16 protein-coding genes are annotated in these 13407 nt (G+C 42.9%); 7 read left to right on the top strand and 9 right to left on the bottom strand.

The features are described 5' to 3' along the window. The first annotated feature begins 111 nt into the window (after nucleotides 1-111). Nucleotides 112-525, top strand: a complete 414-nt coding sequence (locus AOC03_RS05595; RefSeq protein WP_062534088.1) for an OsmC family protein — start codon at nucleotides 112-114, stop codon at nucleotides 523-525. Between the two features lie 14 nt (nucleotides 526-539). Beyond that, the gene (locus tag AOC03_RS05590; RefSeq protein ID WP_062534086.1) at nucleotides 540-965 is read left to right on the top strand and encodes an MAPEG family protein; all 426 of its coding nucleotides are present in this window, start codon (nucleotides 540-542) and stop codon (nucleotides 963-965) included. 32 nt (nucleotides 966-997) lie between these two features. Here AOC03_RS05590 and AOC03_RS05585 read toward each other — a convergent pair whose 3' ends face one another. From AOC03_RS05585 to AOC03_RS05550, 8 genes are all read right to left on the bottom strand, one after another. Beyond that, nucleotides 998-2026 (bottom strand): tRNA dihydrouridine synthase, encoded by a 1029-nt coding sequence (locus AOC03_RS05585; RefSeq protein ID WP_062534084.1) that lies wholly within the window; start codon nucleotides 2024-2026, stop codon nucleotides 998-1000. Next, nucleotides 2016-3512, bottom strand: coding sequence for a UvrD-helicase domain-containing protein (locus tag AOC03_RS05580; protein WP_062534082.1), 1497 nt, complete (start codon nucleotides 3510-3512; stop codon nucleotides 2016-2018). Before AOC03_RS05580 ends, AOC03_RS05585 begins: the two co-directional genes overlap by 11 nt. Nucleotides 3513-3616: 104 nt before the next feature. Beyond that, nucleotides 3617-4399 (bottom strand): twin-arginine translocase subunit TatC, encoded by a 783-nt coding sequence (gene tatC / locus AOC03_RS05575; protein WP_420480455.1) that lies wholly within the window; start codon nucleotides 4397-4399, stop codon nucleotides 3617-3619. Nucleotides 4400-4482: 83 nt separating this feature from the next. Beyond that, nucleotides 4483-5196, bottom strand: a complete 714-nt coding sequence (tatB, locus tag AOC03_RS05570; protein ID WP_062534078.1) for a Sec-independent protein translocase protein TatB — start codon at nucleotides 5194-5196, stop codon at nucleotides 4483-4485. A gap of 60 nt (nucleotides 5197-5256) precedes the next feature. Then, complete coding sequence (gene tatA, locus AOC03_RS05565; RefSeq protein ID WP_062534076.1) at nucleotides 5257-5535, bottom strand: Sec-independent protein translocase subunit TatA; 279 nt, start codon at nucleotides 5533-5535, stop codon at nucleotides 5257-5259. A gap of 52 nt (nucleotides 5536-5587) precedes the next feature. Further along, nucleotides 5588-5698 carry a twin-arginine translocase TatA/TatE family subunit gene (locus AOC03_RS05560; protein ID WP_420480445.1) on the bottom strand — a complete coding sequence of 37 codons (111 nt, stop codon included), beginning with the start codon at nucleotides 5696-5698 and terminating at the stop codon, nucleotides 5588-5590. Between the two features lie 153 nt (nucleotides 5699-5851). Continuing rightward, entirely contained in the window at nucleotides 5852-6679 is an 828-nt protein-coding gene (gene hisIE, locus AOC03_RS05555) for a bifunctional phosphoribosyl-AMP cyclohydrolase/phosphoribosyl-ATP diphosphatase HisIE (RefSeq protein WP_062534074.1), read from the bottom strand. A gap of 94 nt (nucleotides 6680-6773) precedes the next feature. Further along, complete coding sequence (locus AOC03_RS05550) at nucleotides 6774-7217, bottom strand: thioesterase (protein ID WP_062534072.1); 444 nt, start codon at nucleotides 7215-7217, stop codon at nucleotides 6774-6776. 590 nt (nucleotides 7218-7807) lie between these two features. Here AOC03_RS05550 and rpmI point away from each other — a divergent pair. From rpmI to AOC03_RS05525, 5 genes are all read left to right on the top strand, one after another. Then, nucleotides 7808-8005 carry a 50S ribosomal protein L35 gene (gene rpmI / locus AOC03_RS05545; protein ID WP_062534070.1) on the top strand — a complete coding sequence of 66 codons (198 nt, stop codon included), beginning with the start codon at nucleotides 7808-7810 and terminating at the stop codon, nucleotides 8003-8005. Between the two features lie 99 nt (nucleotides 8006-8104). Then, nucleotides 8105-8461 (top strand): 50S ribosomal protein L20, encoded by a 357-nt coding sequence (gene rplT / locus AOC03_RS05540; protein ID WP_062534068.1) that lies wholly within the window; start codon nucleotides 8105-8107, stop codon nucleotides 8459-8461. 300 nt (nucleotides 8462-8761) lie between these two features. Further along, the gene (gene pheS / locus AOC03_RS05535) at nucleotides 8762-9817 is read left to right on the top strand and encodes a phenylalanine--tRNA ligase subunit alpha (protein WP_062534066.1); all 1056 of its coding nucleotides are present in this window, start codon (nucleotides 8762-8764) and stop codon (nucleotides 9815-9817) included. A 55-nt stretch (nucleotides 9818-9872) separates the two neighbouring features. Next, complete coding sequence (gene pheT, locus AOC03_RS05530; RefSeq protein ID WP_062534064.1) at nucleotides 9873-12284, top strand: phenylalanine--tRNA ligase subunit beta; 2412 nt, start codon at nucleotides 9873-9875, stop codon at nucleotides 12282-12284. A 242-nt stretch (nucleotides 12285-12526) separates the two neighbouring features. Next, a complete protein-coding gene (locus AOC03_RS05525; protein ID WP_062534062.1) occupies nucleotides 12527-12826 on the top strand; it encodes an integration host factor subunit alpha in 300 nt (99 codons plus the stop codon). A 155-nt stretch (nucleotides 12827-12981) separates the two neighbouring features. Here the strand turns inward: AOC03_RS05525 and AOC03_RS05520 are convergent, their stop codons facing one another. After that, complete coding sequence (locus AOC03_RS05520; RefSeq protein WP_062534060.1) at nucleotides 12982-13308, bottom strand: hypothetical protein; 327 nt, start codon at nucleotides 13306-13308, stop codon at nucleotides 12982-12984. Between the last annotated feature and the right edge of the window lie 99 nt (nucleotides 13309-13407).

Here is a 13407-nt window from a genome sequence, read left to right as displayed (position 1 = left end):
GACACTTACGCTATAAAATCGCGTTTTAGCTTGTGCTACACTAGCGAAGTAATATTAATCCAAGCATATAAAAAATTATTTATAATAAATTGAAAATAAGGATAAGTGCTCATGGCAGAATCAACAGCAAGCGTCACATGGCAGGAAAATAAAGCTTTTATGGGCGTGTCGCCATCAGGACATAACGTGCAGATTGATGCGGATAAAGAAAAAGGCGCAAGCCCTATGGAGCTGATTTTGCTCGGACTTGGTGGCTGTGCCAGTTATGATGTGGTGGGGATTTTGCAAAAGTCGCGTCAAGATGTGCAAGGGGTACGCTGCGAGCTAACTGCCCAACGCGCTGAAACCGTGCCAGCAGTTTATACCGATATTCATCTGCATTTTGTGGTGACGGGTAACGATATTGCAGAAAAACAGGTTGAAAGGGCGATTCATTTATCAGCCGAAAAATACTGCTCAGCGAGTCGTATGTTGGCGAATGGTGGGGTGAATGTGACTCATGATTATGAAATTATCGCAGGCTAGGGGCAAAAATACTGATGAGTGCACTATTTAGCTTAATTCCTGATACGATAGCGGCAGCGATTTGGGCAATGGTAGTCGCGAGCTTATTACCACTGTTCATGGCGATGTTGGCTAAAGTGCTAGGCGGCTTTCACTTGGCAGATAACGCGCATCCACGTGATTTTTTGCAGCGTACCACTGGCGCAGCATCACGAGCTAATGCCGCGCAACAAAACAGTTATGAGACGTTGCCGATATTTTTGGCGGCAGTATTGGTCGCGATGCTATTCTTTGTGCCGCAACCTGTTATTAATAAGCTGGCATGGCTGTATGTCATTATCCGTATGGGCTATTGCGTCGCGTATATCACCAATTTAGCCCTGTTTCGCTCAATACTTTGGGTATTATCAATGGCGTGTAGTTTGATGTTATTTTATTTAGCGATTCGAATTAGCGCTTAATATTGCTATTTTTATCATAAAAGCGACTATTGTTAAAGCATACTGCACTGTAGCGCCTTGATAATAGTCGCTTTATCTTTTTCACGTTTAATATCTTGCCACAATGCTTGCGCTTCAGGATAGCCTTTAGTCAGCATCGCCAGCCATTGTTTATAGCGTCCGATAAGAACGATATCGTTTTTCGCTTCGCCGTGTAAAAAGTCGATTTGATGCGGTATTAATGCCTGCCAAGATAAGGTCGTATTATGCGCGTCATTATCTAATGCGTAATTTTTATCCACTTGTGCAATCAAATCTGGACGCGTCACCGCCCCGCGCCCCAGCATTAAATGAGCCGTACCCGACTGCTGCATACAGGACTGTGCTTGCTCTGTGGTCCAAATTTCACCATTGGCAATCACTGGAATAGCAAGGGTATTAAATGCTTGGATTTTATCCCAATAAGCAGGCGGTTTATAACCTTGCGTTTTGGTTCGCGCATGAATGGTCAGCCAATCAGCGCCACTATCGGCAATTGCCCCACGAATATCGTCCATTTTAGACGTATCGGTATAGCCCAAACGAATTTTTGCCGACACAGGAATATGGGCAGGAACAGCTTGGCGGACAGCACTGATAATTTCATACAGCACCGCAGGCTCATCTAGCAAAACCGAGCCGCCTCGGTGGTTATTCACTGACTTAGCAGGACAACCAAAGTTAATATCAATGGCAGGCGCACCAAGCTCACAAGCATAAGCGGCATTTTCTGCCATCAGCTGCGCGTCGCTGCCTAATAGTTGAATATGAATGGGCGTGCCAGAAGATGTTTTGGCATCATTATGTAGCTCTGGCACATATTTATAAAATACATGCGCGGGTAGCAGATGTTGGGTCACGCGAATAAACTCACTGACCGACCAATCATAAGGGCGACCCAAATTATGGGCGATTTGCGTGAGTATTTGGCGCATTAACGGATCGCTTAAACCTTCCATGGGGGCAAGTAAGCGTACAGGATGAGCAAAAAATTGTTGTACGGCGGCGATAGGTTGCCGGTTATTTATTATACTAGCTGCCATAAATTACCTTTTTTCCTGCCTGCAATCCTGATATTAAGGGTTGAATATTGGCAATATCTAAATTGACCTGCGCTCGTGTGCAAGCAACATATAGCAAACGCAGTTCTTCAGGACTGATTTTAATACCATTAGTCGTCACATCATAATAAAAATCATCATCGAGCTGCACGCGTCCCCATTCAAGACCTTTTGCTTTATGCGCGGTCGAGATAACATAGTCGGCATTTTCAATACTGGTTAAGCTGTTTACCGCTTTGCTCAACACATTGGTGCCATGGTCATCAACCAATTTAACCAGCGTTTTTAAGTCGCTGCCTTCATTAGTTTCCGCATATTCTTGTACGTCCGCCCAATTATAAAAATATGCCAGTTCCGGTACACCATATGCTGATTTGCCATGCTTTAAATTCTCCGCGGCTTGGCAAAATTTAAGCATCCGCTCGGTATCCGCTTGCAATGCCACGCGGTGCCCTAACTTTAATCCGGTTAATAATTGCGACATCGCCGCCGCATTGGTACGGCAGAGAATGGCATCTTTTTTACTGTGTACCAACCCTTTATCAGTCGACGAGTGCTTCGCAGGATTGCCAATCAGTGGCACATCTTCTTGTAGTGCCTTTAATAGCGTGTTGGCAATCTCCGCAATTGGCTCACCAAAGCGAAAGGATTGGGTCAATAAGGTTTGCGGTAGTGGCAATTTTTTCATCGCATTGACCGCGCCGCGCCACTCATAAATCTGCTGATGGGCATCACCAACATAAATCACTTGCTTAGATTGCTGAGTTAAAATCCCCATCATTAACGGGTCGGCATCTTGCGCTTCATCAAATAAGATAAAGTCAGCGGGAATACTGGGTTTCGACAATGCCCATAATTTTAGGTAAATATCATGACCGATACCCGCCGGATGACGCGCATCAATGGACTGTAGCCAACGCTGCTCAACGGCAGGATAGAGCATTTCGCGCAATTGTTCGCCGTCAGAGCTGTCCAACCATTTTGGGAACTCAATATGACGTGGCGCTGGATAACTGGCATGCGTGCTACAAAAATGACTGACCGCATCACTGACAAAACGTGCCAATCGGGCAGGCGTTAAAGTAACGTACTTATTAACCCCGTCCATTTTTCGGCGTACTTGCACTGGCTGCAAGCCTAAATCATCGCCCAAGCGTTTGGGTGAAAAGCGCGGCAAAGATAATTTGGCGGTAATATCACGCGGCACGTGGCGATAGGCGAGCGAGTGAAAAGTACGACAATCAACATGACCGGGGAATTTTTGCCGCGCATCATTAGCAATCGCTTTATTAAATGCCAAATATAAACCACGCCCGCGCAGCCGCTCGCCAATCAATTTTAAGGTCGTGGTTTTACCTGCACCGGCATAGGCGACCACTTTAAATGACTTGTGATCCATCGCCATATTCAGCGCAGCAAGTTGTTCGTCTGTGGGATGGCTCATATAAGCGGGCATAGATGCAGACATAAAAAGCTACCTAAAATACGAAGACAAGATAATAAAGTATTGGGGGTAAAAAAAGCCACTGCATAGACAATGGCTGAATGGTGTTGGCATGACTCACTAAATAATTAATTATCTGTCACGTTATGCTCTGCTACTAAAGTGGTTTTTGACTCTTCTTTAATCAATAATTGTGCAAATAATAAGCCCAACTCAAATAACAACCACATCGGAATCGCCAACATCAACATCGACACACCATCGGGCGGTGTCACTATGGCTGCAACCCCAAAACAACCCACAATAATATAGCGGCGTTTGTCCTTGAGACTCTGAATGGAGACAAAACCGACCAATATCAAGAGCAATGTCACTACAGGAATCTCAAAAGTCAGCCCAAATACCATAAATAACTTTAATGCAAAGCTGAGATAGCTGTCGATATCCGTCATAGGCACGACGTTTTGCGGGGCAAACATAATAAAAAATTTCAGCACCCCTTTTAGAACAACAAAGTAGGCGAAAGCGATACCTGAATAAAATAAAAATATTGAAGATAATAGCAATGGAATGGCGATTTTCTTTTCTTTCTTATATAAGGCAGGTGCGACAAACGACCAAATTTGGTACAAGATATATGGCATTGCCACAAATGCCGCAACAAATATAGTCAGCCGAATAGGTGCCATAAAGTTTGAGGTGATATCGGTTGCAATCATGGTCGAATTGGCAGGTAACTGCGCGACCAGTGGGTCAGATAAGAAGTTATATAGCTCGCGAGAAAAACCTACCAATGCCAAAAATATAATAAGAACCGCAACACATATTTTGATTAAATGCGCGCGCAATTCAATTAAATGTTCAGTAATAGGCATATCAGCAAGTATGCTTGAAGTGTTATCCGATTTAATGTGGCTATCTTTTGATAAGGCGGCTGATGATGCTTCGGTTTCGGCTATTTTTTCTAGGCGGCTTTTACGCTGTTTAAACAGTTTCATTCAGCCGTTCCTTGGGTATTCATAGCAGCATCGTTTAATAACGTATCGGCTTTATAATTCGGTAAGTAGGGCGCAGAGGGTAGACGTCGCGCTTTATCATAAGCACCTAGGCGAAACCACATATTTTCCCAAGGTCTAGTGATCATCGGCTGAACAGCAGCGATACTGTCGGCTTTAGCTGATATTGTGGCATTGCTATCAGTATTATAACTGCAAGTACTATGATTATCAGCGCTGTAAATTGATTCTATAGATTCATTCATCCCTTGGTATTGCTCATGGCTTTGGTCTTGCTCATAAGCGTAATTGAACTCTGCTGGCGCGAATGGCTCTGGGCTCTCTTGTTTAGAGTGGCTTGGCATATGGTGATTTGGTTTTGAGTCATTCGCTAATTCAGGCTGGGCTTTAGTGTATATGCTTTGACTTTGCGTGTATTCAAACTCTTTAATACTGCCACGCATTTCTGCCATCTCACGGCGCATCTCCGCTTCAGTTTGGCGGATTTTGGCAATTTCTTGTTCCATTTGTTGGCGCGTTTCCACCAAATCAAGTTCAGCTTCTATTTCAGACTGCAAGGTTGATACGGTGCGGCGAATTTTGGCATACCATTGCCCAGCCGTCCGCGCTGCCTTAGGCAGTTTTTCTGGACCTAGTACAATGAGGGCAATGATGCCAAATAAGAGTAATTCAGAAAACCCGATATCAAACATAATGCTCAAATATAGTGATGAATATAGCGACTGGACTTTAAATCATGGGGCTGTCAAACATTAGACTTTATGTTGGTCATCCGCTGGTGCAGGACTGATTTTGATATCATCGATTCGCGTACCTGACTGCTCATCTTGTACAGGGGAGCCAACTTTGTGATCCAAAACTCGACGCTTATGCTTATGTTTATGCTCTGCTTGCTCGTCATTCACAGCTTCTTTAAAGCCTTTAACCGCACCGCCTAAATCTTTGCCAGCATTTTTAAGTTTAGAGGTGCCAAAAATGACCACCACCACCACCAACAAAATCAGCCAATGCGTAATAGAAAAACTACCCATAACGGTATCCTTATGTCTTGGTAAGAGCAATAATTATAATAGTACGTTAAATTTATGATTCGTCAGGCAAACCTTTGCCAGCATTTTTCAGCTTGGAGGTGCCAAATACGACAACCACCACGACCAATAAAATAAGCCAATGCGTAATGGAAAAACTGCCCATAACGGTATCCTTATAACCTGATAAAACCAGTATGTATGATAATACGTTGAATGTGCTTATATTATAACGCGCCCTCATGACAAAAAGGTGAAAACAATTGTCATCATGAGCGACTGGTATTTATCTGTCTATTATTGTTCTGTTGTTGGTAAGCTATTGTTGGCGTGCTGCTTTTTCGTCGATACCTGATAATCCAAAGCGTCGTCCAAGCTCATTTAATACCGCATCCGATTCAATATCAAACCATGCCAGCCCAACTAAGGTATGAAACCAAACATCCGCCACTTCATAAATCAGCTCATCACGTGCCGCATCATATTGTGCTTTATTAGTTTTTTCATCACAGTTGTCAAAGTCTTTAGCAGCAATGATACTTTCTGTTGCTTCTTCGCCGATTTTTTCTAATATTTTATTGAGACCTTTTGCATATAAGCTGGCGACGTAAGAGCTGTCTGCATCGGCTTGTTTGCGTTCTGCTAGCACTTGATCTAGCTGTTGTAAAATGGGCGCGTTATTAATGTCATTATGAGGGATGCTATTGTTAGTATTTACTTGCGGAGTAGGGTTTATAGCTTTATTAGAGCTATAGATATCCACAGGGTCTTTTAATATCGCATCGACGCTTTGCCATGTTGGTTCAGAGCCTGATAAATCTAACCGCTGATAAAAACATGATTCGCGCCCTGTGTGGCAGGCAATACCACCAATTTGAGTAACACTTAGTACAATCACATCGGCATCACAGTCTAAGCGAATATCGTGAACGTGCTGAGTGTGCCCTGAAGTTTCCCCTTTGTGCCAGAGCTTGTTACGCGAGCGCGAAAAATAAACCGCGGTCTGTGTTTGCGCCGTTAATTGCAGCGCTTCAGCGTTCATCCACGCCATCATCAAAATACGTCCTGATTGCGCATCTTGTGCAATCGCAGGAAGCAAGCCATCAGCATTAAAGGTTATGGCAGTAAGCCAAGCAGGTACGGTCATAGTCTGTCTATTATCTTATATCGTGTGAGTAACAAAGGAGAGGTGGTCGTCAAGTCTATTAGACCAACACTATAGAGTATATTCTAAATCATTATTAAATTTCAAACGGCTGCGGACTGAGTGCCTCTTGTATGCAGCTAGTGATGGTACTTATTTTATTTAAACGATAGTCATAATTGATAAAATGCTTTCGAGCTTTTGCCACTAACGAGCCATCATACATACGCGTGACTTTAATCGCCAACTGACCATCATTATCGGATAATTGTTCGATTCCTACCTCAAATAATAATTCTTCGCGCGCGCGTACTTGGCTGATAATAGCCAGCTGTAAATGATCAACCATTAAACCTTGATGATCCGCACTCTTTGCTTGAATACCTTTAGAGTATAAGAATCGCGCTCGCGCTTCGGCAAGTAGCGCGGTCATTGACTCAAGCGTCAAGTATTGACTCACATCAATTTCGGCATTACGCACGCGCATCACCGTCTCAAATACAAACACACCGTCATCGAAAGTTAATTCTTGATCTGACAACGTCCTCTCCTAATTTGCTTAAACATAATGATTTATATACGATTATGATCGCTTACGAAGCAAGCATATGGACTGGCGATACCGCAATTGATGCTAAGCATCAACTTTATGGTTGACTGTTTTTATAAGATGAATAGTGCGTTCTGAATAGCATTTAAAGGTATACATAAGCTCAGTCCTCACTTAAGCATAGCCTTGGCTGATATTCAATCAATTTAGTCATGAACGGTAAAATTCTTAAACATTATCTATAATATAAGTTTAACCGTGTTATCACTACTATCATCATATCTGCAATGGATTTTAAAGAATAAATAAAGGTAATATAAAGTTAAAGCTTATTAAATAATAGAGGATACCACTAATTTATTAAACTTTAGTTCACTAAATTTTATTTTTCTGAAAAGTAAACATTGATAAAAATGATATAAAATAGTGGCTAAAACTTTGGTTGGCAAAACAGCGACGATTCTGCTAAAATAGCGCCTCCCACCTCGAGGCAAATAGAAATTTAGCAATTATATAGATAATGCTTGCTAGTATGACTATTTGACGACCAGGTTCTACCGAAGATAAAGAGGCAATCACTCATGAAAGTGAAGATGAAAACCAAAAGCGGCGCCGCTAAACGCTTTAAAAGAACAGCGAATGGCTTCAAGCGTAAGCAAGCATTCAAAAGCCACATTTTGACCAAGAAATCATCTAAGCGTATCCGTCAGTTGCGCGGTCTTAAGATGGTGGACAAGTCTGACGAAGCAGCTGTTCGTCGTATGTGTCCATACATCTAATCGACTATTGTCATCTATTTTATGTGACTTTGTAATCTGATAACAGGGTTTGTGGTAACACAATACTGATTATCGCTTAAAAATATCTTGGAGCAAATTATGGCCCGTGTAAAACGTGGTGTACAGGCGAATCGTCGCCACAAAAAAATCTTAAAACGCGCTAAAGGTTACTACGGTGCCCGTTCACGTGTTTACCGTGTAGCGGTACAAGCAGTAACTAAAGCTGGTCAATATGCATACCGTGACCGTCGTAACAAAAAACGTACTTTCCGTCGTCTTTGGATTGCTCGTATTAATGCTGGTGCACGTTTAAACGGCTTAAGCTATAGCCGCTTTATCAATGGCATGAAAAAAGCCAACATCACCATCGACCGTCGCGTATTAGCTGACATCGCTATGCATGATGCAGCGACTTTCGGCGCATTGGTCGAAAAAGCAAAAGCGGAATTGGCATAAATATTAAATTCGTTTAAATGCTTTATTAAGCTAACCGTAATAAGTGTTTAAAGAATCGAGTTTACTATTAATTAATAGCAGCTATATTAATAAAAGCTACCGCTGGTCGGTGGCTTTTTTTATGTGACTTAACTTAACGATATATTTTTTTAGAGCATTTATTAGCATCTAAACCCATTAAAGTCTCAATATCCAAGTTATTAATCGACGGCTCTTTTATAAAAGGCGCGTTAGATACTTTGAATATTTAGTCAAACCCTTACCATTAATAGTCTGTTTAAATCAGGAACGAAACGTCTTATGACTACCCCTGCTGCTACGGCCGATTTGTCGGCGCTACCGACCTTATCAACTGAGTTGAGTGATCTTAACGAAGGACAGTTGACCGATCTTGCCCATGCGGCAGAAATTATGATTGCTCAAGCACACGATGTGAGCGCCCTTCAAAACCTACGCGTACAGCTGACTGGTAAAAAAAGTTTGCTCACTGGCTGGTCAAAGCAGCTTGGTAAACTGAGCAATGACGATAAAAAAACCTATGGCGGCTGGTTGCATCAAGTCCGTAGTCGCATTAATGAAGCATTGACTGAGCAGCAGGAACAGTTAGAAATCGCTGCCTTGAATGCCAAGCTCGAAGCGGAACGTATTGATATTACGTTGCCTGCGCGCGGTGGACAAAAAGGTCATTTGCATCCCGTGACCATGATTACCCAGCGTATGCAGCAGTTCTTTGTACAAGCAGGATTCAATGTGGCAACTGGTCCTGAAGTTGAAAGCGATTATTATAACTTTGAAGCCTTAAATATTCCGTCGCATCATCCGGCTCGTGCCATGCATGACACCTTTTATTTTGATGCCCATTATTTACTGCGTACGCATACCAGTCCGGTACAGATTCGCACGATGGAAAAAAGTGCGCCACCGATTCGTATTATTTGCCCAGGGCGTGTTTATCGCAATGATTCAGACCAAACTCATTCACCGATGTTTCATCAGTTAGAAGGGCTAATGGTGACAGAGTCGAGCACCTTTGCTGAGCTAAAAGGGTTGATTAGCGAATTTTTGCAGGCGTTTTTTGGTAAAGAATTAACGGTGCGTTTCCGTCCTTCATTTTTCCCATTCACTGAACCATCAGCCGAGGTTGATATCTTGGCTGATAATGGCAAATGGCTTGAGGTGATGGGCTGCGGTATGGTACATCCACAAGTATTGACCAACTGTGGTATTGATGCCGAAAAATATACTGGTTTTGCCTTTGGAATGGGTATTGAGCGTTTTGCCATGCTGTATTACGGTATTGATGATTTGCGTTTATTCTTCCAAAATGACGTGCGTTTCTTAAAACAATTCGGCTAAATCGTTGAGATGTAACGACCAACAAGCCCTACTTTTATTTTGATCCGAGATATTTATGAAAATCAGTGAACAATGGCTACGTCAATGGGTAAATCCTGCAAATACCAGTGAGCAATTAGCCGAACAGTTAACCATGGCAGGGCTTGAGATTGATGATCGCTACACCGTTGCGCGTCCTTTTAGTGGCGTCGTCGTCGGCGAAGTCATCAGCGTTATCCCGCATCCTGATGCCGATAAGCTACGTGTGACCCAAGTGAGTATTGGCGCGGCAGAACCTATCCAAATCGTCTGCGGTGCGCCTAATGTGCGTGTTGGTATGAAAGCACCGGTGGCAACGGTTGGTGCGGTGCTGCCTAGCGACAACAAACAAGGCTTTGAAATTAAGCACAGTGAGCTCCGTGGTATCGCTTCAAATGGCATGCTTTGCGGTGCTTCTGAGATTGACTTGACAGACTCAATAGATGGTTTACTTGAGCTGCCTGAAGATGCACCGATTGGCGCAGATATCCGTGACTATTTGGGATTGAATAACCAAATATTTGATATCTCAATCACGCCTAATCGTGGTGACTGCTTTAGTGTACGTGGTATTGCTCGCGAAATATCGGTTATTAATGATTTGCCGATGCAGCAGCCAGAGATTGATATTATTAATAGTGCAGCAGCAGGTAGTACCGCATCGACGCTAAATGTCACCGTCAATGCCGTAGAGCAGTGCCCACGCTATTTATTACAATCCATCCGTCATATTGATCGCAGTATGGTAACGCCAAAATGGATGCAAGATGCGCTAGTGCAATCGGGACTACGTACACATAATTTCTTAGTCGATGTGACCAATTATGTGTTAATGGAGCTTGGGCAACCGCTACACGCCTTTGATGCCGATACGATTGTTGGTGATATCGTTGTCCGTTTAGCAGAGCCAAAAGAAAGTGTCATCTTACTGAATGAACAAACCATCAGCCTAACTGGCGATGAGTTGGTTATTGCTGATGACCAAGGCGTACTGGCACTGGCTGGTATCATGGGTGGACAACGCAGTAGTGTGACTGATAGCACGACTAATATTGTGTTAGAAAGCGCATTCTTTAGCCCGTTAGCGATTGCTGCACGTGCGCGCCGTTTTGGCTTGCATACTGATGCCTCGCAGCGCTTTGAGCGTGGGGTAGATTTTGAATTGCCAGAGTTAGCGCTTGCGCGTGCTACTAATTTAATTACCAGTATTACTGGTGGTCAAGCGGGACAAGTAATAAGTGTTGAGCACAACATTCAATTACCTGCACGCGCACCAATTAGCTTACCACTTACTAAAGTTCGTGATGTAATTGGTATCGAGATTGAACCGACAGTGATGGTACGTATTCTAACCCAGTTAGGATTTGCAGTAGAACAGCAAGCGGAGAGCTTGCTTTGTACGCCGCCATCGTATCGCTTTGATATGAGTATTAAAGAAGATTTAATCGAAGAAATTGCGCGTATTTATGGCTATGACAATATTCCAAGCACCTTGCCACATCTGCAAGTCAGCATGGATTATGACGATACTGCCGATTTAACCTATGAGATGAAGTTGGCTCTGGTTGATGCAGGCTACATGGAAGCGATTAGTTTTAGCTTTAGTGATGCCAAATTAGAAGCGTTGATTGATGATAAAGCGCTTGGTGAAGTGTTGGCGCTTGCCAATCCAATCTCTAGCGATTTAGCAGTAATGCGTCGTACGTTACTATCCAGCTTACTGCCTTGCGTACAGTACAATCTAAACCGTCAGCAGTCACGTGTGCGCTTTTTTGAGACAGGTCTCAGCTTTGTTGGTCATAGCATCAGTGAATTGGTACAAACGCCCAGTATTGCCTTGATTGCGGTCGGTGATATTTGGGACGAGCAAGCGTATCAAAATCGTGCCATAGATTTTTATGACCTCAAACATGATGTTGAGCAATTGCTACCTGCACTCATTGACAGCGCCCGTATCCGCTATGAGCGTAGTGAGCTGGATTTCTTGCATCCTGGTCAAAGTGCCAAGTTATACATAGATGACCATTATCTCGGTTGGCTAGGACAGCTACATCCTAATACCGCAAAACAGCTGGATTTACCGGCGACATGGGTGGCGCAACTAGAGTTAGCGCCGTTGTTAAGCTTAGCTCGAGAACAACATAGCATTGCAACGCCTAGCAAATTTCCACAAGTGCGCCGTGATATTGCCATTTTAGTGGATAGTGATATTAGTTTACAGACGCTACAGGCGACAATACGTGCGGCAGCGGGAGAGATGTTGACGGACGTATGGTTGTTTGATGTGTATCAAGGTGAGCATGTACCGACAGGGCAGCGTTCATTGGCTTTTGCGCTTATTTGGCAAGACAGTACCCAAACACTCGCAGATGATACGGTTAAAGTTGTTACGGATAACGTTATCCATGCGTTAACTGAGCAACATCATGCCAAATTGCGTGACAGTTAATACTTAACAACCTTATTAATGTGCAATAACGTGCTAGCGCTATTTGAATCCAACGCTTTATGAGTAGATGGGTTGATAGCGCTGTATGTTTATAATAAAATCTAACTGCTTATTAATAAAGGGTTTTTCCCGCTAGTTTATTAAAAGAATGCTAAAAAACCTTTATAATAGCCAAGATTGTTCGTTATACCGCTACACGACGTTATCACGTTATATTATTAGCATCGCAAAGGAGTCGTACCGTGAGTACCTTAACCAAATCTGATATGATTGAGCATTTAATGTATCAGCTTAACTTGACACGCCAAGAAGGTCGCTGTTTGGTTGAGAACTTTTTTGATGAGTTGTCAGAAAGCTTAATTGATGGCAAAGAGGTCAAGCTCTCAGGCTTTGGTAACTTCGAGCTTAAAGATAAAAATAGCCGACCAGGTCGTAACCCAAAAACTGGTGAGCCTGTTGATGTTTCTGCGCGTCGGGTTGTGACCTTTAAAACAGGTCAAAAATTCCGCCAAAAGGTCGATGAGCATCTATTTGATGCCTGATGATTAAAACCATTATTTTTTAATGGTTGTTAGACTTAGCAGTTAAGCCATTAATAATAATATCGAATATTTAATATCAAATAATAGACATAAAAAAAGAGAGCATAGGCTCTCTTTTTTACTACAGTACGTCTTTATTGTATAAACAATAAAACTTACTTAGCAGGTTCTTCAACAACTGCATCAGCAGCTGCAGCTGGATCAGTAGCAGGCTCAACAACAACAGTTGCGTCAGCAGGAGCTTCAACAACAGTAGTGTCAGCAGCAGTATCAGCTACAGGCTCAACAACAGTTGCGTCAGCAGCAGGATCTACAACAACAGTTGTGTCAGCAGTAGTATCAGCAGCAGGATCTACAACAACAGTAGTATCAGCAGCAGGTTCAACAGCAGCGTCAGCAGGAGCTTCTTTGTTGCTATCACAGGCAGTTAAGCCCATAGAAGCGGCCATGATACCAGCTAGAGCAAGTAATTTAAGTTTCATACGGTTTCTCCGGAAAAATGAAATGAGCAGCAGCCACAACAAAGTGTTGACTATCCGAAATATTTCGGATTCAACTATTCTTAGTCGCAGCTGCTCAGC

It is taken from the genome of Psychrobacter urativorans (assembly GCF_001298525.1).
GTDB classification, from domain to species: Bacteria; Pseudomonadota; Gammaproteobacteria; order Pseudomonadales; family Moraxellaceae; genus Psychrobacter; species Psychrobacter urativorans_A.
The sequence above is the reverse complement of the archived record's forward strand: the minus strand, read 5'-3'. Positions and strand labels throughout refer to the sequence as shown.

Excerpts from the sequence above, each read along its gene's own strand:
- AOC03_RS05595 (WP_062534088.1), top strand. The coding sequence starts at position 112 with ATGGCAGAATCAACAGCAAGCGTCACATGGCAGGAAAATAAAGCTTTT.
- AOC03_RS05590 (WP_062534086.1), top strand. The coding sequence starts at position 540 with ATGAGTGCACTATTTAGCTTAATTCCTGATACGATAGCGGCAGCGATT.
- AOC03_RS05585 (WP_062534084.1), bottom strand. The coding sequence starts at position 2,026 with ATGGCAGCTAGTATAATAAATAACCGGCAACCTATCGCCGCCGTACAA.
- AOC03_RS05580 (WP_062534082.1), bottom strand. The coding sequence starts at position 3,512 with ATGTCTGCATCTATGCCCGCTTATATGAGCCATCCCACAGACGAACAA.
- tatB (WP_062534078.1), bottom strand. The coding sequence starts at position 5,196 with ATGTTTGATATCGGGTTTTCTGAATTACTCTTATTTGGCATCATTGCC.
- tatA (WP_062534076.1), bottom strand. The coding sequence starts at position 5,535 with ATGGGTAGTTTTTCTATTACGCATTGGCTGATTTTGTTGGTGGTGGTG.
- AOC03_RS05560 (WP_420480445.1), bottom strand. The coding sequence starts at position 5,698 with ATGGGCAGTTTTTCCATTACGCATTGGCTTATTTTATTGGTCGTGGTG.
- hisIE (WP_062534074.1), bottom strand. The coding sequence starts at position 6,679 with ATGACCGTACCTGCTTGGCTTACTGCCATAACCTTTAATGCTGATGGC.
- rpmI (WP_062534070.1), top strand. The coding sequence starts at position 7,808 with ATGAAAGTGAAGATGAAAACCAAAAGCGGCGCCGCTAAACGCTTTAAA.
- rplT (WP_062534068.1), top strand. The coding sequence starts at position 8,105 with ATGGCCCGTGTAAAACGTGGTGTACAGGCGAATCGTCGCCACAAAAAA.
- pheS (WP_062534066.1), top strand. The coding sequence starts at position 8,762 with ATGACTACCCCTGCTGCTACGGCCGATTTGTCGGCGCTACCGACCTTA.
- pheT (WP_062534064.1), top strand. The coding sequence starts at position 9,873 with ATGAAAATCAGTGAACAATGGCTACGTCAATGGGTAAATCCTGCAAAT.
- AOC03_RS05520 (WP_062534060.1), bottom strand. The coding sequence starts at position 13,308 with ATGAAACTTAAATTACTTGCTCTAGCTGGTATCATGGCCGCTTCTATG.